Annotated in this window: 18 protein-coding genes; 8 read left to right on the top strand and 10 right to left on the bottom strand. The window is 48.5% G+C overall.

Annotated elements, in window-relative coordinates:
- Positions 1–60: 60 nt before the first annotated feature.
- On the top strand, positions 61–474 hold the full coding sequence (gene arfB / locus FJ444_RS11620) for an alternative ribosome rescue aminoacyl-tRNA hydrolase ArfB (protein WP_140958465.1): 414 nt from the start codon (positions 61–63) through the stop codon (positions 472–474).
- On the opposite strand, the gene FJ444_RS11615 is transcribed toward arfB, so the two are convergent.
- Positions 471–1,352: a LysR family transcriptional regulator gene (locus tag FJ444_RS11615; protein ID WP_140958464.1), complete on the bottom strand. Its 882-nt coding sequence runs from the start codon at positions 1,350–1,352 to the stop codon at positions 471–473. The genes arfB and FJ444_RS11615 overlap by 4 nt on opposite strands.
- 90 nt (positions 1,353–1,442) lie before the next feature.
- Here FJ444_RS11615 and FJ444_RS11610 point away from each other — a divergent pair, with 90 nt between their 5' ends.
- From FJ444_RS11610 to FJ444_RS11600, 3 genes are all read left to right on the top strand, one after another.
- Positions 1,443–1,943 carry a lactoylglutathione lyase family protein gene (locus FJ444_RS11610; protein WP_140958463.1) on the top strand — a complete coding sequence of 167 codons (501 nt, stop codon included), beginning with the start codon at positions 1,443–1,445 and terminating at the stop codon, positions 1,941–1,943.
- Positions 1,944–2,199: 256 nt separating this feature from the next.
- On the top strand, positions 2,200–3,669 hold the full coding sequence (locus tag FJ444_RS11605) for a pitrilysin family protein (protein ID WP_219993898.1): 1,470 nt from the start codon (positions 2,200–2,202) through the stop codon (positions 3,667–3,669).
- Between the two features lie 5 nt (positions 3,670–3,674).
- A complete protein-coding gene (locus FJ444_RS11600) occupies positions 3,675–5,057 on the top strand; it encodes a pitrilysin family protein (RefSeq protein WP_140958462.1) in 1,383 nt (460 codons plus the stop codon).
- A gap of 68 nt (positions 5,058–5,125) precedes the next feature.
- Here the strand turns inward: FJ444_RS11600 and FJ444_RS11595 are convergent, their stop codons facing one another.
- Positions 5,126–7,255 carry a methyl-accepting chemotaxis protein gene (locus FJ444_RS11595; RefSeq protein WP_140958461.1) on the bottom strand — a complete coding sequence of 710 codons (2,130 nt, stop codon included), beginning with the start codon at positions 7,253–7,255 and terminating at the stop codon, positions 5,126–5,128.
- A gap of 44 nt (positions 7,256–7,299) precedes the next feature.
- Positions 7,300–7,989, bottom strand: coding sequence for a TorF family putative porin (locus FJ444_RS11590; protein ID WP_140958460.1), 690 nt, complete (start codon positions 7,987–7,989; stop codon positions 7,300–7,302).
- 448 nt (positions 7,990–8,437) lie between these two features.
- On the opposite strand from FJ444_RS11590, the gene FJ444_RS11585 reads away from it, so the two are divergent.
- Positions 8,438–10,726 carry a glycosyl hydrolase 115 family protein gene (locus tag FJ444_RS11585; RefSeq protein ID WP_181405145.1) on the top strand — a complete coding sequence of 763 codons (2,289 nt, stop codon included), beginning with the start codon at positions 8,438–8,440 and terminating at the stop codon, positions 10,724–10,726.
- Positions 10,727–10,770: 44 nt separating this feature from the next.
- Here the strand turns inward: FJ444_RS11585 and FJ444_RS11580 are convergent, their stop codons facing one another.
- The 7 genes from FJ444_RS11580 to FJ444_RS11550 all read right to left on the bottom strand — a co-directional run bounded on the left by FJ444_RS11580 (position 10,771) and on the right by FJ444_RS11550 (position 19,673).
- Complete coding sequence (locus tag FJ444_RS11580; RefSeq protein WP_140958458.1) at positions 10,771–12,795, bottom strand: methyl-accepting chemotaxis protein; 2,025 nt, start codon at positions 12,793–12,795, stop codon at positions 10,771–10,773.
- 271 nt (positions 12,796–13,066) lie between these two features.
- Positions 13,067–13,882, bottom strand: coding sequence for a symmetrical bis(5'-nucleosyl)-tetraphosphatase (locus tag FJ444_RS11575; RefSeq protein WP_140958457.1), 816 nt, complete (start codon positions 13,880–13,882; stop codon positions 13,067–13,069).
- Between the two features lie 4 nt (positions 13,883–13,886).
- Positions 13,887–14,285 carry a Co2+/Mg2+ efflux protein ApaG gene (gene apaG, locus FJ444_RS11570; protein ID WP_140958456.1) on the bottom strand — a complete coding sequence of 133 codons (399 nt, stop codon included), beginning with the start codon at positions 14,283–14,285 and terminating at the stop codon, positions 13,887–13,889.
- The gene (gene rsmA / locus FJ444_RS11565; RefSeq protein WP_140958455.1) at positions 14,266–15,078 is read right to left on the bottom strand and encodes a 16S rRNA (adenine(1518)-N(6)/adenine(1519)-N(6))-dimethyltransferase RsmA; all 813 of its coding nucleotides are present in this window, start codon (positions 15,076–15,078) and stop codon (positions 14,266–14,268) included. The genes apaG and rsmA overlap by 20 nt, the downstream gene beginning before the upstream one ends.
- Positions 15,075–16,058: a 4-hydroxythreonine-4-phosphate dehydrogenase PdxA gene (pdxA, locus tag FJ444_RS11560; RefSeq protein WP_140958454.1), complete on the bottom strand. Its 984-nt coding sequence runs from the start codon at positions 16,056–16,058 to the stop codon at positions 15,075–15,077. The genes rsmA and pdxA overlap by 4 nt, the downstream gene beginning before the upstream one ends.
- A gap of 15 nt (positions 16,059–16,073) precedes the next feature.
- Positions 16,074–17,357, bottom strand: a complete 1,284-nt coding sequence (surA, locus tag FJ444_RS11555) for a peptidylprolyl isomerase SurA (RefSeq protein ID WP_140958453.1) — start codon at positions 17,355–17,357, stop codon at positions 16,074–16,076.
- Between the two features lie 39 nt (positions 17,358–17,396).
- A complete protein-coding gene (locus FJ444_RS11550; protein WP_255439139.1) occupies positions 17,397–19,673 on the bottom strand; it encodes an LPS-assembly protein LptD in 2,277 nt (758 codons plus the stop codon).
- A gap of 264 nt (positions 19,674–19,937) precedes the next feature.
- On the opposite strand from FJ444_RS11550, the gene djlA reads away from it, so the two are divergent.
- The 3 genes from djlA to dsbC all read left to right on the top strand — a co-directional run bounded on the left by djlA (position 19,938) and on the right by dsbC (position 22,608).
- On the top strand, positions 19,938–20,786 hold the full coding sequence (djlA, locus tag FJ444_RS11545; protein WP_140958452.1) for a co-chaperone DjlA: 849 nt from the start codon (positions 19,938–19,940) through the stop codon (positions 20,784–20,786).
- Entirely contained in the window at positions 20,783–21,700 is a 918-nt protein-coding gene (gene xerD / locus FJ444_RS11540; protein WP_181405144.1) for a site-specific tyrosine recombinase XerD, read from the top strand. The genes djlA and xerD overlap by 4 nt, the downstream gene beginning before the upstream one ends.
- A 179-nt stretch (positions 21,701–21,879) precedes the next feature.
- Positions 21,880–22,608: a bifunctional protein-disulfide isomerase/oxidoreductase DsbC gene (gene dsbC / locus FJ444_RS11535; protein ID WP_140958451.1), complete on the top strand. Its 729-nt coding sequence runs from the start codon at positions 21,880–21,882 to the stop codon at positions 22,606–22,608.
- Positions 22,609–22,687: the final 79 nt, after the last annotated feature.

The raw sequence follows: 22,687 nt of genomic DNA, 5'->3' as shown, positions 1-22,687 counted from the left end.
GCAGGTAACAATTCATACGGGCTTGCGCACGATTGGGGGCGATGTTCTAATGCCAGTACTATGATTGAATTAACTTCACAACTTTCTATTGCTGATCAGGAAATCGAACTACAGGCTATTCGCGCGCAGGGTAGCGGTGGTCAAAACGTCAATAAAGTCAGCAGCGCAATTCATTTGCGATTCAATATTACATCGTCATCCTTACCAGACGAAGTAAAAGCCCGGCTGCTTGAAAGCACGGATAGTCGCTTAACCAGCGAGGGGGTTATGGTGATAAAAGCGCAGCGATTTCGCACTCAGGAAAAAAATAAAGAGGATGCGATTTCCCGTCTGACCGAGTGGGTATCCGCTCAGCTAAAACAAGACAAACCCCGCAAATCAACACGGCTGAGCAGGGCAGTGAAAGCGCGCCGCAAGGATGCAAAACAAGCCCAAAGCCAGCGAAAACAACACCGTCAGAAAGTGCAGTTCTAGGCAGAGGGCGTCAGCCAGTTGTTCATGTGCGTTAGTAAAGTGTGCAGGCGAGCCGGTCTGGGTTTTAACTGGTGCTCAACCAGATAAATGGTCTCGCTTACTGGCTTCGCAAGCCTGTGTACCTTTACCGAAGATGGCTTGCTAAAAGCGGCTACGGCATAGGCGGGTAATACCGTAAATCCCAGCCCGCGACTAACGGGTTCCAAAATTAATCCAATCTGGTTTGAAAAGCCGTTCTCGGGAAGTGAATGCGGATAACTGTACTGAGGATAATTCGCACTAAGCAGTAAGTCAGCGTGGTGTGTGGCATCCGGATGGGCAATGAAACCAAGGGATTGCAACGTTTGCCACGAAATCTCTTTTACGTTGGCAGGGGTCACCAATAGTAATGGTTCCTGGGCAATAGCGGTGGCTGTTATTTCCCGGTGAGTAGCCGGACGAGTCATTAAACCAACATCAATCGTATTGTTTAGCACCGCATTCTCAATATCGCGATTGGGAGCAAAGCGAAAGTCGATCTGCAATTCCTTGTGTTGTTGCTGCAAATCCAGGCAGTGTGGGTAGAGTTTCAGGCCGATACTGCCAGGTGACATGACACGTATTTTACCTGCATAAGGAGAGTCAAATCCTATGCCTTGCTCCAGGTTTTGTATAGCTGTTAGCACCGATCTGGCGTCGCTGAGTAATCGTGCGCCCGCATCGGTCAGCACAAATTGTTTGCCCTGGCGTATTACCAGCGTGTTTTTAACCTGTTGCTCCAGCTTCATCACGTGCTGACTCACCCCTGATTGCGTCATAAACAGCTTTTCCGCTGTGCGGGTAAAGCTTTGCTCATCGCATAAGGTACAAAATGTTTGCAGCCATTTAGTGTTTATCATAACAAAATGTAATTAGTTTGATTTTGATTGATAATTTTACGTAATCCTTGGCGAAAGTTAAGCTTTAAATCAGTCTAAATAGGAGGATTTATGAGCAATACATATCCACGAACGTTTTCACACATTGGTATTTCAGTCCCCGATGTTGAACAAGCGGTTGCGTTTTACACCAGCGTGTTAGGCTGGTATCTGATTATGCCGCCCACAGACATAACAGAAGATAATTCGGCCATTGGCGAAATGTGTACTGATGTGTTTGGTAAAGGCTGGCAGCATTTTAAGATCGCACATTTGTCTACAGGTGATCGCATTGGCGTTGAAATATTTCAGTTTGATCAGCAGCAAAATCCAGACAACAACTTTGAGTACTGGAAAACCGGTATATTCCATTTTTGCGTGCAGGACCCTGATGTAGAAGGATTGGCCGCGCGTATTGAGGCTGCCGGGGGCAAACGCCGGATGCCTGAGCCCCGCTATTACTATCCGGGCGAAAAGCCGTACCGAATGATTTATATGGAAGATCCCTTTGGCAACATTCTGGAAATCTACAGTCACAGTTACGAACTGATTTATAGTGCTGGCGCGTACTGAACCCGATTAACAGCTTGCGCCGACCACGTTGTGGCGGCGCACTGTGCATTCACCCGGCCCTTAATAAAACCATTTCAAAATATGTCTGCGCCTTGACCAATCCCTGAACTGGTTGCATGCTGAATATGGCACACTAGGGTGCACACCATCCTGGCGTTAAACTGTCTTTTTTATTGCTGATCACAGCCAGCATTTGTGCGTAGCAATCAAAATTCAAATCTCATCGTTGTAAGTAAAAATAATAAAAGGGAATGTCATGAAAACAATGTCTTTACTGACAGTGGGGGTCATGTCTGCCATGTTGCTGGGTTGTGGGCAGCCCGACTCTGCATCGCAACAGTCTTCGCAGGCCAGCATGCCGTCGGAAGAAAATATTGCAGCAAAAGCGGGTGGCGTATCAATGGGAATCGATTACAACGTTCCTGTTGATTACTTCACATTGGGAAACGGCCTCAAAGTGGTACTGTCGCCCGATAAAACCTCGCCAACCGTAACGGTAGCCGTGTATTACAACATCGGTTTTCGCAATGAGCCCCGCGACAGAACCGGCTTTGCGCATTTGTTCGAGCACATGATGTTCCAGGGCTCTGACAACCTGGGTAAAATGGAATTCATTAAACTGGTGAACGATAGTGGTGGGGTGTTGAACGGCTCCACGCGCTTTGACTACACCAACTACTTTGAAATAGTCCCTTCTCACAAGCTGGAAACCTTTTTATGGGCAGAGGCCGATCGTATGAAAGGTCTGGCTATTACTCAGGAAAATCTCACCAATCAGCAAGGTGTGGTTAAAAACGAAGTGAAGGTAAACGTGCTGAATCAGCCCTATGGCGGATTCCCCTGGCTGGACATGCCGCAATACGCATTCAACAACTGGTATAACGCACACAATTTCTATGGCGATCTGGCGGACCTTGACGCCGCATCACTGGAAGACGTCGATGCGTTCTTTAAAATGTACTACGCGCCCAATAATGCCGCGCTGGCCATTGTGGGCGATTTTGAGCCTGCTGAAGCCAAGGCGATGGTAGAAAAGTACTTTGGCAGCATTGCCTCTGCCGAAGTTGCGCCGCAACCTGATTTGTCTGAACTTCGACAGGAAAAAGAAAAAGTCTTCAATAAGTTCGACAAGTTAGCGCCTAAACCTGCGTATGCGTTTGCTTATAAAATGCCACCCCGTGGTACACCTGAATACTATGCTATGGGTATAATCGACCAGATCCTGGTGCAGGGTGAAGACAGCTTGTTGTATCAGGAATTGGTGAAAAACCGCCAGATCACAGGAGACGTTGGTGGCGGTATTAACTACTTACTGGGTAATATGTTTAATTACAATGGCCCGATGTTATGGATGAGTTCATTTACTCACGACGATACTGTGAGCCGTGAGCAAATTACCCAGGCTATCGATACCGTAGTCAGTCAGCTTACTGAAAAGCCGCTGAGTGAAGAGGCCATGTCTCGGGCGATCGTAAAAATCCGCTCCAGTTTGTTTGATGCTATCGATGATTTTTACGGGTTTGGCAGGGCTGATTTACTGGCAAGCTTCGCATTGTTCGACAATGATCCGGGCAAGATTAACGAGCTGGAAGCGAATTTTAAGCAGGTCACACCTGAACTGATTATCAGTACCGCCAAGGAATATTTGCGCCCGACAAACCGGACTGTGCTAACCGTTACGCCAGGTGACGATCCTTTAGCACAATCCGCCAGTGATAAGGAGTAATCAGCATGACGAATTTTAAAACACTCTCTGTATCAGCTTTGTTGCTGATGATCTCTGCTGTATCTGTGGCGAAGGAACTGCCCCCTGTAGGAGGCAAGCCAGGTAATTTCGTGGTACCACAAACCAAACAAGTGGTATTGGACAACGGCCTGAAAGTAACGTTTATTCCCTATGGCAGTACGCCCAAAGCAACAGTGCGTTTGGTTACGCACACGGGCAATATTGATGACGGTGGCAAGGTATGGCTAGCGGATCTTAGCTTTGAAATGTTGCGTCAGGGCACGGCGAATCAATCTGCTCAGGCACTGGCTACTTCGGTTGCCAGTATGGGGGGGCAGGTAGAAACATCGGTTGGCCTGGATTCAAGCTGGGTGGGTATGGATGTGCTGAGTGAGTTCGCCGATGAAGCCGCTGCTACCCTTGCTGATATGGTGCTGAATGCGAGTTTCAACGAAAAGGATCTGGCGCGCATTAAAGTTGACCGTCAACGCGAACTGGAAGTAGCGAAGTCGCGCCCTTCCTCTATTGCAACTGAAGCCTTCTACCATAAAATTTACGGTAATCACCCGTATGGTCAGCTTTATCCTACGCAGGAAACCCTGGCTGCTATTACCACAGAAGAAACTGCCGCGTTTATTCGCACGCAGTTTGTTCCTAACCGAAGTCACCTGTACGTCTCGGGTGTGTTTAACGATCTGGTTGTGCTGGCGGCAATAAAAAATGCCTTTCAGGATTGGCAGCCAGGCGCTGAGAGGGAAAGTAAAACTGTGTTGGCTCAGGCAGGCCCTTCCGTTACCGTAATCAACCGCCCGAATGCGCCACAGTCTACTTTGCGTCTGGGTCTTGTTACCATCGCGCCTGACCACGAAGATGCGATGACCATGAACGTAATGAACACGTTACTCGGTGGGGCATTTTCCAGTCGTATCACATCGAATATCCGCGAAGATAAAGGGTATACCTATTCGCCGCGCTCATCTGTGATGGACAGGGTAGGTACGGGCTTTTGGTATCAGGGAGCGGATGTCACCGCAGAATCAACCGCCGCCTCATTGCGCGAAATTGTAAAAGAGATCAATTTACTGGCCAGTGAAAACCCGTCTAAAGAAGAACTGTCGGGTGTGCAAAACTACATGGCAGGTATTTTTGTGCTTCGCAACAGTTCGCGAAGCGCCATTATTAGTCAGTTAGCCTTCACGGAATTACACGGACTTGACGCCAGCTATCTGCAAACCTACGTAGATAACATTTACGCCACTACTCCGGCAGACGTCAGTAATGCAGTAAAGCAATACCTGGACGTAGGTAAAATGCATCTGGTTATAGTGGGTGATGAGGCCGACGTGAAATCTCAGCTTAAAACCCTGGATGGGGTATTCGCACTCTAGTCAAAGCAGCAGTAAGTAGCCACCGGGCAACGCCGGTGGCGCTATATTTTACTCTCAAGTTTAGCGCGTTAGCTGGTTTTGAGTTTATTGAGCTGTTCAATCAGGTTGTGGGATGATTGATAAATATTCTGTGCGCTACTTTCTGACATTTTAGACAACGACGCTATTGCTTTAGTTGAATCGCCAATCACGACCATATTCTTATTTAACTCTTCAGATACATGACTTTGCTGTTCGGCTGCGGCCGCAATTTGAATAATACGGTGGTTAATTTCTTCAATTTGCGCAACGGTTTCTTTCATTTTCAAAAACGCTGCATTAGCACACGACGCGGCACTTTCTGCTTTGTCCGTGCCTTTTTTGATTATGTTCACGGTATGCGAAACTTCGGTTTGAAGCGCAGTGATCACTTGCGATATTTCGTCAACCGACACGGCTGTTTTTGACGCAAGGGCACGTACTTCATCGGCCACCACACTGAATCCTCGTCCGTGATCGCCAGCCCGCGCGGCTTCAATGGCGGCGTTAAGTGCCAACAGGTTGGTTTGTTCGGCTATCGAACCAATGACATCCAGAATTTTCCGAATGTTTTCACTGCGCTCCGATACCGCTTTTACTGCGTCGGATGCAACAGCAATTTCACTGGATAATTCTGACGCTTGCTTTGACGCGGCCGATACTTCGGCTTCCGTTTCCCGCACTGAACGTGTCGCCGCAGAAGTGTTGTCAGCCGCAGAAGAGGCCGTATTGGCGACTTCCTGTGCGGTTGATGACATTTCGGTAATGGCCGTTACAATGGTTTCAACTTCGGCCTGCTGTATGTACATTTGCTGATGCGTTTGCTGCGCGTTTTCTTTACTCACCTCGCTCAACGCTATCACTTCAGCACCCGCGCGTTTGGCGGCATCAAGCAGCGCTCTTACGGTTTCTCTGAACTGATTGAAGCCGTTGCCTAATCGGATCAGTTCAGCATGAGAATGTACGTTGATCGCTTGTGTTAAATCACCGCCCTGGCCGGCCAGTTCTGCCATGCGGTCCGATACCATCTCAACGGGACGGACAATACTTCGGGTAAACAACTGGATAAGTACAAGGGCTACAATGGTTAACGCGATTGCAATTACAGCGGTATTGGTGAGGATACTGGTAATTTCATCTGAAATCATATCTGACACAGTGTAAACAGGCTGCATAGCGGTTGCGACGTTAATGGCTACAACCAGTTCCCAGTTTACCCCTGCGGTGGCAATCGGAATCGGCTGTACCACATACAAGTAATTATCCAGGGTGGTCGCCATATTTTTACCCGAAGTTTGCAACAGTTTTTCGCTTTGCTTAAACACGCTGTTAAAGGGTTTGGCCAGGCTGTCTTCCAGGTCTGTGGCGGCGGCAAGAAAGCCTTTGTGACTAACGATATACACTTTTGCGTTACCCTCGTACAAGGACGCTTTTAACTCATTAGCGAGCTTTTGCAGTATAGGTAAGTTCAAATCCGCACCCACCACGCCGCGGAATTTGCCTTGTGCTATTACTGGTACCGCCAGGCTGGTCATGAGTTCGCTGTAGCCAGGGCGAATTTCGTAATTGTAAGGATTGGAAGCACAGGGTTTTAGTGAGTCAGACGAACACAAGTACCACTCCGCCGCGCGAAAGCCATATTCATCCAGTGTTGTATCGTGTTTCTCATTGGCGTCATCAATTGGCACCTGCGAAATCGAACCGTCGGCCTCTTTCACAAAATACACTTCAAAACTGCCATGGCCATCAACCGAATGTGAAAATCCGCTGGTGTATTGCTGATCTTTCCCATCAAACTGGTTATCTTCGAATTGGGCATACAGTGAAGATACGCTGGCGGTTTTAAGCGCGTTCCTCACCATTGCTTCTACCTGTTCACGGGTAAAAGACTCGGGAATGTCACCCTCTATGTTGCTTTTAATCAGGGCAGAGATACCCAGTGGTACTGAAAACGACTTCTCAAATAAATTACCAATCTGAGCGGCAATGGCATTGGCCCGGGAACGCACGGTGCCTTCGATCTGACTTGATACCTCTTCACTCACCTGATGGGTGATCACTTGCTCGGTTTTACCCAGCGAATAAATACTCACGCCGATATAACTGGTGGACATCAACACAAAAAGCGCACCAACAACCAGAAGCAATTTTAAAGATAAACTCTTTCCTTCAAAAAACATGGGCGATCCCCGCACTAAATTTTATCGACTATCAAATTCCCGTTTTACAATCCAAACGTATATCCAATTGTGCCTAACGCTTTGATATCTTTATCGTATGCTAAATCTGTTTTTTCCAGTCCCAGAGTAAAGTCCAAGCCAAGCCAACTGAAGGCGGCCTCTGCTTTTACGTGAACATAGTCTTTATCGTTGGTATCCCAACTGTACTGTTCGGGGTCCAGGCTGGCAGAACGGTCAATCTGAAACGTGAGTAACACATCGTCATTTAACTGGTATGCCTGCGAGAGGGCAACGATATAGTGTCTGGCACCTGAGCCAAAATAGTCATTGGAATACCAAATCTGAGCACGTGTATCGTTGTAGCTTAGGGCAATGTAAGCTTCGGCGTAATCGTACTGACTGCTGTCGTCACCGCCCAGATATGTGTACATAGCCACACCGGCATCGTAAGCGATGTGTTCGGATATATTGCCTGTATGCCCCACGTAATAATCCAACTCGTAATCGGTGCCTTCTCCGTAATCTACCCCGGACGCAAAACTGCCGGCATACCAGCCTGCATCGTTCCACCAATCCAGACTGCCCTGGACGGTAGGCTTGTCATTGGTTTGTGATACACCGTTAAACAAATAGTCTGAGACTAACGTTGTAGTAACCGATACTTCAGCGAAACAGGTCGACGATAAGGCCCAACAACACATCACCCCAAGCGGGCGTACAAAACGGTTGCGCATACACAAACACTCATGCTTTTCCAAGTTATCTAAGAATAGTTAAGTAATTTCATTTGTGACAACTATGTTAGCGAATTAAAAATGTCGGGTATGCTGAAATGGTTCTTTGGTCAGCACGCGTTTAACTCGCAGGAGTTTGAGCCTGTGTCTGAGGCGCTGGTAGGAGGGTATCAAGGGGCAACAGGCTCGCAAACTGACAAACGACCCAAACCGGTTCGTATCCGGAACAATTAAACGGTGCGTATTGACCCTCTGAACACACTGACCTAGCGTGAGGCATGATTACCAATCTGTTGAATCTATGCTGAAGCCTAATGCCTTTTTACGTTGCTGCTTAATGTGTGTTGTTACATTGTTGAGCGCCCGTTCTGATGCGTCGGAATCGAATACATTTACTTTCCCTGTCAATCAATCCTCAATACCGCTTTTCACCAGTCACTCAGATCCTTTGATCACGTGGGCTGTTGAAGACTTTGCCGTTAATGTGAGTCGCAGGCTAGGCGTGAAAGTATTAGTAACTGATCAACGATTTACCGACGTCTCAGGGGTTATTGTGTCTGTTGAACCCGGCCATCCAAGGTTAGCAGCCCTCGTGAATACACCACACGGGCAGTGGGAAGGGTTTACTGTGTTTGTAGAGCACGCGAATTTGCATATCGTTGGGGCGGATGTAAGAGGCGCGGTGTATGGATTAATGACGGTGGCCGAAAAGTTGGGTATCTCCCCCTGGCAATGGTGGGCGGATACTGGCGTAACGCCAGTGTTACCGGAAATGGTAGCGGCAAAGGGGCCGGTCATGCTCACCGGTTTGCCTCTGCTAGACAGTCCGGCTGTAAAATACCGGGGCGTATTTTTAAATGATGAGGACTGGGGATTATTGCCATGGGCTTCAAAAACGCTCGAACCTAGCGTGGGCAATATTGGGCCACTCACCTATGAGAAAATATTTCAGCTACTACTGCGCTTGAAAGCCAATACCATCTGGCCAGCCATGCATCCCGGCACCAGGGCATTCTTCACCGTTGATGGTAATAAAGCCATGGCGGAGCGCTATCAGATTCATATTGGTACCTCGCATGCAGAACCCATGATGCGCAATAACGTTGATGAGTGGGAGAGTGCTAAAAGGGGCGAATTCGACTTTGTACATAATGCCAGCAGGGTGAACAAATACTGGGAAAGCCGGGTAAGCGAATTAAAAGATACACCGCAACTGCCAATATTTACGTTAGGGATGCGGGGTGTTCACGACAGCCATATGCTTGGCACATCGTCTACCGAACAATCGGTGCAAGTGTTACAAAATGTACTGGATACCCAGCGCACAATGCTGTCAGACATTTATGGAAACAGCAATGTCGTTAAGCAGGTTTTTACCCCCTATAAAGAAGTACTTGCACTCTACGGGGCCGGTTTGGTCGTGCCGGACGATGTTACGCTGATATGGCCGGATGATAATTATGGTTATATCCGCAGGCGGAGCAATGCTAACGAACAGCAACGATCAGGTGGAAGTGGCGTATATTATCACCTGAGCTATTGGGGCAGGCCCCATGATTATCTTTGGTTGAGCACTACCCATCCCGCATTAATTCAGTTTGAAATGGCCAGGGCGTATGCCGACGGGGCCAATCAAATGTGGATAGCCAATGTGGGGGATATTAAACCCTTAGAGTACAACATGGAGTGGTTTCTGCATCTCGGCTGGACCGGACCAGATGATCCTGACGATTCTGCCAGGCAGTATTTAGTTCGCCAATTTGACAGAGATTTTGGTGAGAGTCTCGCGCAACCGTTAGCCAACCTGATGTTGGATCACTATCATCTGGCGTTTATTCGCCGCCCGGAATTTATGGGTTGGAGCCAGACTGAGCCTGCTACGCAAACCGGTTTAACAAGCTTTACCGAAACCCAAATCAATCAGCGGTTGGATACGTATGAGCACCTGGTTGCTACCGTGAATAATTTAGAACAATCGCTGTCTGAGGCGCAGCAAGCTGCCTGGTTTCAACTGGTCGCTTATCCTGTAAAAGGGGCCGCAGCGATGAATCGCAAGTGGCTTTACCGGCACCTTGCCAGTCTGAATGCCTCCCCGGTGCAGCAACAGCGCCTGATAGAAAAGGCGCGTGAAGCACATAGCGACATTCAACAATTAACGGCAACCTACAATGGGCTAAATAAGGGAAAATGGAATAGGATGATGGATGCCAGTCCCAGGCGATTGCCGGTATTTGCTGAGCCTGAAGTTATTACAACCGGGGTAAACGTTGCGAGTCAGCGGTATAAGTCTGTTTCACTGACTGTCAGTGATATGTATGCCCCAGTAGGGACGCAGTGGCAGGTAATGCCTGAACTGGGCTATTCGCGCCATGCAATGACAGTATTTCCTTTAAAATCCCGCTATTTTGATCACGAAAAACCGGCTATTTCTTTTCAGTTTACCCTCGAGGAAGCGGCCGATGTAATGGTTGATATTGCAACCTTGCCCACTCACGCCAATGCGTTTGATCATCGCCTGGACGCGTCATTAAACGGCAAATTGATTAAGCAAACCTTGCTTAATACGCAAGGGCGGAGTGAATCATGGAAACAAGGCGTACTGACTAATCGAATATTAACTCAGGTTAAGCTTGAGGGGTTAGCTGCCGGTAAATATGAACTGACACTTGCAGTGAATCAAACGGGAATTGTAGTGGACGAAGTGCTAGCTACAATGACCAAAGCAGGGCAGAAATAAGAAATGCGGGCAAACGGCTAAGCCGTTTGCCCGATAAGGATTTATTACACTTTAAACTGACGAATCGAACTTTGCAGTTCTTCTGCAAGACGAGCAACTTCAGAACTCGACTCAGACGTTTGTTGAGCACCAACCGTGGTTTCTTCAGCAATACCAACAATGGTTTCAAGCTTCTCACTGATGTCCTGGGATACCAGGTTTTGCTCACGGGCAGACTGCTCGATTTGCGAACTGACATCGTGGGCACGGTGCACGGCATCAGAAATGATGTCCAGCGCTTTGGTCGCCATGTCGGTTTGTTCAACACACTTGGCAGTTTGTTCTTTACCCTGATTCATTACCGCAACGGCTTTTTCTGCGCCTTCTTGCAATACTTCAATCATGGCATTGATTTCACGTGTTGATTCCTGAGTACGGCTGGCCAGCGTTCTTACTTCGTCCGCAACTACCGCAAAACCACGGCCTTGTTCACCTGCACGAGCCGCCTCAATGGCAGCGTTCAGTGCCAGCAGGTTGGTTTGATCGGCAATGCCGCGAATAACGTCAAGAATACTGCCGATACTGGCGCTGTCCTGATGTAATTTATTAATTACCTGAGCAGCCTGATCTACATCTCGGGCCAAAATTTCAATGGTGGCTTTGTTTTGCAACGAAATGCTGCGAACCTTATTAGACTCTTCATCGGCGTGACGAATTTCTTCCAGCGTGTTTTCCGCATTTTGCGTAACCAACTGTGATGTAGAGTGCATTTCGGTTGTTGCAGTGGCAACCAGACCGATTTGGGTTTTTTGATCCTGAATGGACTTGGTAGTTTGCGTGGTAACCGCTGAGGTTTGCTCAGAAGCGGCTGCCAGCTGTTCTGCGCGCAAATTAATGCCCTGGATCAGATCTTTCAGGCTGGAAATAAGCTTATTACAGTTTCTCGCCAACTGGCCAAACTCGTCTTGCTTGGAGTCGTCCAGTTTATGGGTTAAGTCGCCAGATGAAGCTATATTCAGTAATTCGTTTACCTTAGCCAGTGGAACTGTGATTGCCGATACGGTTTTCATTCCGGTTAAGAACGCAATCACCAGTGACACGGCAACAATCACCAGTACACTGGTTGTTCCGGTAGCGACACTGGCGGTGACTTTCTCTTCAAGGGATTTAGCTTTTTTGTTGGTCAGCGCCAACAAATTTTCGAGTTCGTCGATTGCTTCAGAGGCTTTCTCGTCGGCCTGACCGAGCGATTGTTGTGTTTGGTTGCGCAATTCAAGGCGACTCATGTGCAACTGAATGATACCGTCGCTGCCAGTCACCGCATCAATGGCCTCGTTCACCATGCCTTCAATATCGCTGAGCATGCCGGTGCTATCCTGACCATCTGCAGCCGTAACCATGGCGTCAAGTTGGTCGTTAATTGCTGTTACGGCAAATTTAACTTCGTTGCTCAGTGTGTCGGCACGCACCAATGTTTGCGTTTTAATGTAGTCGTTTGTGACTGTCATCAGCGTTAACAGGCGTGATTCCAGATCAGCACCCAATTGCGCGGCTTTTTTCAGCTTGTTATTGCGCGCTACTGCACTGTTATCACTGAAATCCAGCAGATTAGTAGAAGCGTCATCGGCGTTGTCTTCTACATCTGACAAGCGGGAGGCGACTTCGTCGCGTTTACGCAAGTACTGTAAGTGGCTGTTGTACAAACTGTTTACGGTAGTCAGATACTCTTCATACTGACCGCGCACAGTTTGCAGTGAAGATTTAAGCTGGGGATCGTTTTTAACGGTTGCAGCCAGTTCTTTGTAGGCAGCATCGAAACGTTGATTAGCGTCGTTAAACTTCGCCTGGCTCGACTCAACTGACGAAATTTCCTCAGAAATATAGGCTTCAAAGGTTAACCGGCCCATATTCAGGAAGGTCGCCTTAAGTGTATTGCTGCCAATGACCGTTGGCATGGCAACCTTGTTCACTTCTTCTACATCGTCGTGAACTGAACTTAAATTAAATAACGAAAATACACTGATAATAAAGAGTAATGTGCTTATGGCGACAAAACCAATAATGATTCGCGCTTTAACCGTTAAATTCATTCTGGCTCCCAGAGCTTTTTATAGTTTTTAGTATCCAAACAGTGTTTTTACGTCGCTTGTTCATGCGTCTGGTATTACTGATTGGCCTTCAAGGTTCTGATGCTGCGTCCCCTACAGCACAACTTCCATAACAGTCCTTGATAAGTCCGGCAACAATCATTGCTGCAATTACTTTTATACCAACCTTTCAGGCATGATACAAAAGTATTACGCACAAAATACCGAGATCAGACTTCTTTAACACTCCCGTTACATAGTATCGGTCGAAATTCTAAAAATTTGAAGCGTTGATCACAAATGTTTGTTCGCTATCCAGCTCGTAAGCCGTGAGTTGATTGCCCCAAACATAGCCGGTATCCAGTGCGATAAATTGAGATGAACTGGTTTGGCCCATCAAAGCGGCCCAATGACCAAAAATAACCCGCTGGTCAGGCTGGAGATGCGAATTTGCAACCTTAAACCACGGGATTAGTGAGGCGGGGGCATCCTGTGGCGACGACTTGGCTTTGAGGTTCAGTGCTCCATCAGCCTGCATAAAGCGCATTCTGGTGGTACTGTTAATAATAAAACGTTGGCGGGCGGAGCCTTTTAGTGCATTTTTCCAGTGAGAAGGGCCGTTTCCGTACATATTTTCAAGTAACTGACACCATCGTGGGCCATGCAGTTCCTGAGCGATTTCATTACTTAACAGCAGTAACTGTTCAATAGACCAGGTGGGATGTAAACCCGCGTGAACCATGACCGTTTTATCGTCCAGCATCATGGCCAGTGGCCACTGGCGGTACCAGTCGATTATTTCTGGGATTTCCGGACAGTTAAGTAAAGTATCCAGCTTATCGTTGGCCTTGGCTTTCTTAAGTCCCTGAGATACGGCTAAAAAGTGTAAATCGTGGTTGCCCAGCACGGCTTTAAATTGTGTCCCCAGGCTTCGCAGGAATCGTATCGTACTGAGAGAATCTTCACCGCGTGCTATCAGATCACCCACGGTGTAGAGAGTATCGCAGGCAGGATCAAACTTTACTGCGTCCAGTAACCGGCACAGCCCCTCGTAACATCCCTGAATATCTCCTACAACGTACCTTGCCATGCGCCTAATTTATAATATTGGGCAAAGCCAGACGAAAAGGCGCAATTGGCACCCGAAATTGCTCACCCTGATCGGTCTTCATTTCGTAATAGCCTTGCATTGTACCCACTTTGGTATCCAGAACTGAGCCACTGGTATATTGAAAACTTTCACCGGGGTTAATGGTTGGTTGTTTGCCAATGACCCCTTCACCACTCACTTCAATCTGCTTGCCATTGGCATCAGTAACCAGCCAGTAACGATGGGTCAGGGTTACCGCACAGCTATTGTGGTTGCTAATGGTAATTTGATAAGCGAAAGCAAACTTATCGCTGTCGGAGGGTAAATGTTCAGGCAGATGTCGGGTCACTACCTGAACAGTCACCTGTTCTGCCAGAACCGATTCAGGTGTTGGTGTTGTCATGTTCGTCTACCCAGTTGGCTATAACGGCGAAATCCTGCAGCGACAGGGTTTCTGCGCGGCGGGTGGGATCAATGCCAAGTGCCAGTAATTGCGATTCTTCAATACACTCTTTTAAACTGTTGCGAATGGTTTTACGGCGTTGATTAAACGCCAGTGTGCATACACGCTCAAGTGTTTTCACCGAGCTTACCTGTACTGGCGGCTCAGCGTGTGGAGACAGTCGCACAACGGCTGAATCGACTTTTGGAGGCGGAACGAATGCACCGGGTGGCACATCCAGTACAGGCTGCACCTTGCAATAATACTGTGCCATTACCGACAACCGGCCATAATTTTTATGTCCCGGGGTAGCGGCAAGACGATTCACCACTTCCTTCTGAAACATAAAATGCATGTCTTTGATCAGGTTCGCAAAGCTGAATAAGTGGAACATAATTGGCGTAGAGATATTGTAAGGCAGGTTGCCAAACACGCGCAGTGGTGCGTCTACCTTAGCCAGTTCACTAAAATCTACCTTAAGTGCATCCTGTTCAACAATGGTTAATTTACTGCCATGAAACGGGTGGTGACGCAGTCGTTTTGCCAAATCGCGGTCTAATTCCACAACTGTCAGGGCATTTACACGTTCACACACCGGGTCGGTTAACGCGCCCAGTCCGGGGCCAATTTCTACCAGGTTGTCACCATCCTGCGGGTTGATTGCGTCAACGATCCGCTCGATAACAAAGGTATCATTTAAGAAGTTCTGACCGAAGCGCTTGCGCGCGGTGTGACCTAAGTGAGTTTTATTCATTGTTGATGTTTTGCTAACTCTATTGCTTTAAGCATGGCCTGGGTAAAGCTGCCGCAGTCGGCTACGCCTTTACCCGCTAAATCCAGCGCCGTACCGTGATCCACCGAGGTACGAATAAAAGGTAATCCCAGAGTAATGTTTACCGAAGCGCCAAAACCTTTGTATTTTAGCACGGGCAAACCCTGATCGTGGTACATCGCCAGCACCACGTCTGCGTCTTCCAGGTATTTGGGCTGAAAAATGGTGTCGGCTGGCAATGGCCCTGTAATCCGAATGCCCTGTTCCCTTAATTCGTTCAGGGCTGGGGTAATGGTAACGATTTCTTCGCGGCCGATATGGCCATCTTCACCGGCATGAGGATTTAAACCACACACATAAATATGTGGCTGTCTGATGTTAAACTTCAGTTTCAGGTCGGTATGAATGATATGAATCACTTTGTGCAGGCGTTCACGGGTGATAGCACGCGATACATATTCCAAAGGTATGTGAGTGGTGGCGAGCGCCACGTTCAGTCCTTTGGTTGAGAGGAGCATAACCACGTCGATGGTATTCGACTGATGGGCAAAATACTCGGTGTGACCGCTAAAAGAGATCCCCGCTTTATTGATGATGCCCTTGTTGACTGGCCCGGTTACCACAGCACCAAAGTCACCTTCAATATTCGCCTGACAGGCCTGGCGAAGGGTTTCCACCACATAATGGCCATTTTCACTGTTCAGTTCTCCAGGCACAACCGGTACAGCCGCAGGAATTGGTTGAATAAATAATTCACCGGGCTCCTGTATACGGGTCTCACCGGGTACATAGTGAGTCAGCTTAAGTGGTTTACCCAACATGCTGGCGCGTTCCAGCATCATGGTTTCATCGGCGAATATAACCAGTTGAGCCGGCCAGGATTGCTGGGCCAGCTCAATTGTCAGGTCAGGACCTATCCCAGCGGGCTCGCCGGGCGTAACTGCAATTTTTAGCGGTGTCATACAGAGGCCTTCAGTTTACTCACTAAGGACTTCGATATAAGCCGTGTCGCGCATTTCGCGTAACCAGTTCTCGCTCTCTTCCGCAAATTTACGATTGTAAAGGAGTTGGTAGGCTCTATCTTCCTTGCGTTGTTCGGTCGCGTCATCTACTCGGCGGTCCAGTAATTGAATTAAGTGCCAACCGTGTGCGGAGCGAACAGGATCACTGTACTCTCCCGGGGCCAATCTGGCCAGCGCATCTTTAAATTCTGGTACGTACATATTTGGGTCTGCCCAACCCAGTTCTCCACCACGTAGTGCAGAGCCCGGATCAGCAGAGTGCTCTTTTGCCAGTTCCGCAAAGTCTGCATCACCTGCCAGTACTTTTTCTTTAAATTCTTTCAGCATTTTCTGCGCGCGTTCTTCGCTTAAAATAATAGACGGTTGGATAAGAATATGACGCGCGTTAACTTCTTCTACTTCAACAACTTCAATCCCACGGGTATCAAGAATTTTCAGAATGTGAAAACCGGCACCGCTTCGAATCGGGCCAATCAGGGCGTTTTTGCGTTTGCCTTGTACTGCATCAGCAAACAGGGTAGGCATAGCGTTAATATTCATCCATCCCATGTTACCGCCATCCAGTGCTTCTGAACCCGACGATGCCGCAATGGCAATACGTGAAAACTCAGAACCGTTGTTTAGCAGGTCAATAACTTTATCGGCGCGCTCACGGGCATCAGCCACATCTTCGTCGGTTGCGGCGGCAGGAAGGCCAATCAGAATGTGGCCCAGTTCGTACTCTGCCTGATCGCCACCTTGTTGAGCCATGATTTCAACCAGTGTGGATATTTCCTGTGGGGTAATGTAAATCCGGCGGCGCACATTGGCGCGGCGCACTTCGCCCATGATCATTTCTTCGCGGACGCTTTCGCGGTAATCGTCATAAGCCATACCCTGACGCGCCAGCTCTTCGCGCAATTGCGCGACAGTGACACCCTGGTTTGCTGCAATGTTGGCTATAGTTTGGTCGAGCTGAGGGTCACTGATACGGATCCCCATCATGCCGGCACGCTGAAGCTGCAAATTCTTGAGAATCAAACGTTCGATGGCCTGAGTGCGCAGTGCAAGGTCCGACGGTAATTGTTGCCCTTTGGCTTCTGCATCGGCTTTTACTTCGCTTACCAGCGACTGAACCTCGCTTTCCAGCACGACGCCCTGGTCAACGATCACGGCCACCTTGTCCAGAACTTGTACCTGAGCAACGGCAGGCAGGCTGAATACCAAACCCAATAACAAACCACGAATAATATACTTCATAAACTCTCTTGCTTAGTGTTTGAATGGTCAATGCTACGGTTAATTTAACACGTAGGGCTGACGGTAACCGAACATGCCATCTTTTAGCATATCGCGGTTTGAGCGCGCTGACCCAATTCCCTTAAAGATAAATTGTAATCCGATACTTGAGTCAAACTCGTTGGTGTTTTGCTGACCCAACGCGTCATAGCGATTACTCAGGCTGCGTTGCGCAACTAAACGCACAGCCCAGCAACAGGACTCGTACTGTACCCCAAAATAGTTCTCGATGCTTCTGTCTCTTTCCAAATCCCGGTAAGAACGCCCTACCCAGTGCCAGTTTTTCGCAATTGGCCAACTGGCAGACATACCGAGTTGATCAATGGTTTCTCCTGATAAATCCCGCACAAAGCGGTGACTCAATTGCACCAGGCTGTCGTTATCACGGCGGTACTCCACCACCATACTGCTGCGTTCAACTTTGTCGTTGTCGGTAGCAATTTGAACGGTGGAATGAACAAACCAATTTTCGTGCAGGCGCCAATCTAACTCAGCTGCCAGTGCCGAACGGTTGCGATCGTCGGTTGTTGCCGTGATCCGGGTATCAGCCAGATAGAATATCTGACCCAGGCTCACCACAAATTGTTCCCTGTTGGCGCTGTCAATTACGCGAGAAGTTACCCCAAGGGTAATTTGATTGTTGTCGTTAATCCGGTCCAGACCCGTAAATTCCTGACCCCGGAACAATCCGTTTACGTCGTTCAGCAAGGCAGTTGTATCGTACAATCCAATGTTTGACTGGTCTTCATACGACGTGTACAGGTATTGCATTTTGGGTTCCAGGGTAACGGTCATGTCGTTACCTAACAGATCGTCATTGCGCTCCAGATACAATGAACTGAACAAACGTCCCTGGGTAAGTGTCCGGTTTACTTCTTCGTCCAGTGCAGTGCCTTCAATCTGGCGCTGATGGTAATAGGTGTTCATTACCGTCAGCTCCGCGGTCATCTCACCCCAGTAGCGCTGGTAGGGCAATGACAGGGTTGGCGCTACGTGCCAACGCAGTGCCGTAGGGTTGTTTTCCTGCGCGTTGTCGAAATAGGCCAGCTCTGAATCTACGGTAAGTGCCAGCATCTCACCAAGGGGCTGACGCAACTGTATTTTGGCTTCAGGCAATGCGCGGTAAATATCCTGGTAATCCCCGATAGTGTCGAAGTCGCGCACATACAGGCTGAAATCGGCATGGCTGGAAAAATACTCCACGCCTAATGTGCGGTTTATCGTGGTATCAGAGCGGTTGTAATAGTCTGATCCTAAATCCACAATGTAGTTGTTGTCGCTTATGCCATTTAAATCGGCATTCAGCATCCAGTTATCGCTTAATGCGCCCTGATGCTGATAGCGGTAGAAATAGCGGCTGTCGTTATTGTCGAGTTTGGTGTCTCTGGGCAGGTACTCTAAAAACAGATTGCCCTGCGACTCCTCGGTTAAATAGCGAAATTCAGTTTTTAACTGCACACCGCGATTTGACATTAGCCGTGGCGAAATGGTCATGTCGTAATTAGGTGCGAGATTCCAGTAATAAGGCTGCTCGTAATCAATCCCGGTAGAGGTTGAACTGCTGATCAGCGGAAATAACAAACCGCTCTGACGTTGATTGCTTACCGGAAAAGCAAAATAGGGTAAGTACAATACCGGTACATCTCCCAAATAAAAGCGGGTATGGCGGGCTTCACCCATGCTTTTGCCTTGCTCGATGCTAATTTCAGACGCCACCAGTCGCCAGTCTTCCTGCCCGAGCGGACAGGTTGTAAAACTCACTTCTTTCAGGCTTATCCCTGCGTCTGCACTGATATCGATTTCTTCGGCTGCGCCATGGCCAATAAACCCGGTTAATTGGTATACCGTGTTTTTCATATTTAACGACTGGGTTTGTGAGCTTACTGTCAGCCCATCACTGCTTACGCTTAACTGACGGTCACTGTAGCTTACATCGCCAGTAGCAGACATCGCTTTCCCGTTATCGCTTACCGCGGCTTTTGAGGCATGAATAATGGCGCTATCGGTAACAATGTCCACATTGCCTGCAAAACTGGCCAGCTGGTTTTCCAGCACCTGCGCAGAGTCCGACATCACCTTTACCTGTTTTTTCGACAGCAACTGGCTTTCGTTAAAAGGGCGGGCTGTTACTACACAGGCGGCATCATCTGAGACAGCGTCAGGGGCAATACTCTGTGCCCGGGCCGCCGTAGCAAACCAGCTTGTGCTGAGGCAGCACAGCAGTAAAAGCGTTTTGGCATGGCGCGATTTGGGTTCGCTAAATAATGTCGACAGCAATGTAACTTACTCGATGTTCACCGGTGAAAGTAATGAATCACTTACCGCTAACATTCGTTTGCGTAGGTAAGCGTGAGAACAAGGCGCTAATTCTATGCACTTCGTCGCCATTTACCAACAGCAGACCTGAAAAAAATCGAAAAATTCCCCTGATATCCCCAATTTCCTGGTTGAATGACGAAGCGTTTACCATTTTCGCTGGCTAAGGCATGATAATGTACGCGGGTTTTGATTCGTGCATTGCATCATATTTGGGAGGAATACATGCCATCTTGGGGCACCGTACTTGGCTTTATGTTTGGATTTCTGGCATTTCGGGTGCCTGGAGCCATACTGGGCGCTGTTGTAGGTTATTTATTCGACAAAGGCTACGCGCAGGACTTTAACCAGTCTGGCGGCTTTGGACGCTTTTTTACCAGTCAGGATGGCATGAAGCAGCAGGCGATTTTCTTTCACAGTCTGTTTGCCTCGTTGGGGCATCTTGCCAAAGCTGATGGCAAGGTAACCGAGCAGGAAATACTGGTTGCATCGCGCCTGATGGACGACATGAAACTGCACGGTGACGCGCGCAAAGAAGCACAGCAAGCGTTTCGCGAAGGCAAGGATCGCGATTTTCCGATTGCCGATATCCTTAGGCAACTGCACGAGTCCTGCCACGGCCGTCGCGATATATTACAAGTGTTTCTGGAAATTCTTATACAGGCAGCCTTTGCCGATGGGCATTTGTCGCGTGATGAATACCAGGTACTGGAGAAAGTGGCGAAACCACTGGGGTTTGTTCGCAGAGATTTGGATTATCTGATTGCCATGTACGAAGCGGAGATCCGCTTTCGCCGTCATTCGCGTTCCCAGGGGGCGGGGCAGGGGCAGCGACGTCAGGCGCAGTCAACAAGTGGCCCATCGCTTGACGATGCTTATACCATCCTTGGCGCATCGGCCAGTGACGATGAGAAAACCATAAAGCGCGCTTATCGCAAACGCATGTCTGAACATCATCCCGACAAGCTGGCCTCTAAAGGATTACCGCAGCAAGCCATGGAAATTGCCAAGTCTAAAGCGCAGGACATTCAGGCCGCTTACGAGCTGATTAAAGCTCGCCGGGGCTTTAAATGAGTAAGGCTGCTTTGCTGTTGCGCGACAATGACACCGATGACATTGAAGCCTTCATTGAGCATTTGTGGCTGGAAAAAGGCCTGAGCGATAACACGCAGCAGGGATATCGACGGGATTTGTGCGACCTGGCGCAATTTTTAACCGCCAGGAAACGCCCGCTGATTGTAAAAGTATCACTGGACGATCTGCGTGACTACCTGGCATACCGGGATGAAAACGGATTGTCGGCCCGCTCTACTCAACGCGCAATAAGCGCAATGCGTCATTTTTATCGCTTTAGTGTGGCAATGCGATTTCGCGAAGACAATCCGGTATCAAAACTTGCCATGCCCAAAGCCGCTAAAAAGCTGCCGGGTACCTTAAGTGAGGCAGACGTAGACGCATTGCTTGAAGCCCCCAATACCGAAGATGACATTGAATGTCGCGACAAAGCGATGCTGGAAGTGCTTTATGCTACCGGGCTGCGGGTAAGTGAGTTAACCGGATTGCGAATGTCGCAAATCAGTTTAACCCAGGGCTTGGTCAGGGTTACCGGCAAGGGTAATAAAGAACGGTTGGTGCCGTTAGGCGAGCAGGCGCTTGATGCGTTACAGCATTATTTAAAAGCGGCGCGCCCGGCATTACTGAAGCATCAGACCGATGTGGTATTTGTAAGTAAACGCGGCGTGCAAATGACCCGGCAAACGTTTTGGCATCGCATTAAATACTACGCGGTGGTGGCTGGGATAACAGAGCATTTGTCGCCACATACCCTCAGGCATGCTTTTGCCACGCATTTACTGAACCATGGTGCGGATTTACGCGTAGTGCAAATGTTACTGGGGCACAGTGATTTATCGACAACACAAATATACACCCATGTTGCTACCGAGCGATTGCAAAGCCTGATTGGCGAACATCACCCTCGGGGATAGCAAAGCGTTGAATCGCGTTAAATGGAATCCAGATATATCGCATTGCGCCTGCGGCGAGCAATCTTCAATGCCGGGTTCGAATGAGGTATGATGCAATTTTTCGGGGAATTAACGGTCTTATGACCATCACCCTCAATTTCATTGGCACACAAAGAGTGATGCCAGTCACAGGAGTAAGTATGAGATTGTTTTCCCGCGGCGTGGCCGTGATCCTGAGTGTAATAGCGTGTGGCGCTCAGGCAAACGTATTGGCTAATGCTGCAAATGATCACATCAAAGCGAAGATTGAATCTACCTTGCAATGGGAAGTAAACGCCATTGCTGATTCGCCGGTACGCGGCCTGGTTCAGGTGAGCACTGAAAACGGGCTCTTCTATGTGAGCGCCGATGGTACCTATATTTTGCAGGCTAAAATTTATAACCTCGATGAGGAAATGCGCAACGAAACCGAGATTGCGTTGGCAGACATGCGCATAGAGGGCCTTAAGCAATTTGATCATTCCTACATTGAATTTAAGGCCAAACGCGAAAAATACGTGGTAACGGTATTTACCGATACCACTTGTGGATATTGCAGAAAGCTGCATGAACAAGTGGGCGCCTATAACGATGCAGGCATCACAGTGCGGTACCTTGCCTATCCCCGCGCAGGCTTGAATAGTCCTACATACCGTCAGATGGTAAATGTGTGGTGTGCAGCCGATCCAAAAGACGCTATGACCAGCGCTAAAAACGGTGAAACCGTTGTGGCGGCTAACTGTAGCAACGATATCGCCAAACAATTCCAGTTTGGTCGCAGTATTGGTGTAAACGGCACACCCAATATTATTTTGTCTAATGGGACCATCATTCCAGGCTACCAGCCTCCAGAGCAATTATTGGCTGTACTGCAGGACATTGCGGGATAACTACCAGTGTGCTGATGTGCAATGCCTGCATCGGTGCAATAAGCTAAATCATTGCCGCATAAACCCCAATGGGTGATTG

The sequence above is a fragment of the Aestuariibacter sp. GS-14 genome (assembly GCF_006494365.1).
GTDB lineage: Bacteria > Pseudomonadota > Gammaproteobacteria > Enterobacterales > Alteromonadaceae > Alteromonas > Alteromonas mangrovi.
This window is presented reverse-complemented; position numbering and strand designations above follow the sequence as displayed.

Excerpts from the sequence above, each read along its gene's own strand:
- FJ444_RS11580 (WP_140958458.1), bottom strand. The coding sequence starts at position 12,795 with ATGAATTTAACGGTTAAAGCGCGAATCATTATTGGTTTTGTCGCCATA.
- FJ444_RS11595 (WP_140958461.1), bottom strand. The coding sequence starts at position 7,255 with ATGTTTTTTGAAGGAAAGAGTTTATCTTTAAAATTGCTTCTGGTTGTT.
- FJ444_RS11590 (WP_140958460.1), bottom strand. The coding sequence starts at position 7,989 with ATGCGCAACCGTTTTGTACGCCCGCTTGGGGTGATGTGTTGTTGGGCC.
- FJ444_RS11605 (WP_219993898.1), top strand. The coding sequence starts at position 2,200 with ATGAAAACAATGTCTTTACTGACAGTGGGGGTCATGTCTGCCATGTTG.
- surA (WP_140958453.1), bottom strand. The coding sequence starts at position 17,357 with ATGAAGTATATTATTCGTGGTTTGTTATTGGGTTTGGTATTCAGCCTG.
- dsbC (WP_140958451.1), top strand. The coding sequence starts at position 21,880 with ATGAGATTGTTTTCCCGCGGCGTGGCCGTGATCCTGAGTGTAATAGCG.
- FJ444_RS11610 (WP_140958463.1), top strand. The coding sequence starts at position 1,443 with ATGAGCAATACATATCCACGAACGTTTTCACACATTGGTATTTCAGTC.
- arfB (WP_140958465.1), top strand. The coding sequence starts at position 61 with ATGATTGAATTAACTTCACAACTTTCTATTGCTGATCAGGAAATCGAA.
- pdxA (WP_140958454.1), bottom strand. The coding sequence starts at position 16,058 with ATGACACCGCTAAAAATTGCAGTTACGCCCGGCGAGCCCGCTGGGATA.
- djlA (WP_140958452.1), top strand. The coding sequence starts at position 19,938 with ATGCCATCTTGGGGCACCGTACTTGGCTTTATGTTTGGATTTCTGGCA.
- apaG (WP_140958456.1), bottom strand. The coding sequence starts at position 14,285 with ATGACAACACCAACACCTGAATCGGTTCTGGCAGAACAGGTGACTGTT.
- FJ444_RS11600 (WP_140958462.1), top strand. The coding sequence starts at position 3,675 with ATGACGAATTTTAAAACACTCTCTGTATCAGCTTTGTTGCTGATGATC.
- xerD (WP_181405144.1), top strand. The coding sequence starts at position 20,783 with ATGAGTAAGGCTGCTTTGCTGTTGCGCGACAATGACACCGATGACATT.
- rsmA (WP_140958455.1), bottom strand. The coding sequence starts at position 15,078 with ATGAATAAAACTCACTTAGGTCACACCGCGCGCAAGCGCTTCGGTCAG.
- FJ444_RS11615 (WP_140958464.1), bottom strand. The coding sequence starts at position 1,352 with ATGATAAACACTAAATGGCTGCAAACATTTTGTACCTTATGCGATGAG.
- FJ444_RS11575 (WP_140958457.1), bottom strand. The coding sequence starts at position 13,882 with ATGGCAAGGTACGTTGTAGGAGATATTCAGGGATGTTACGAGGGGCTG.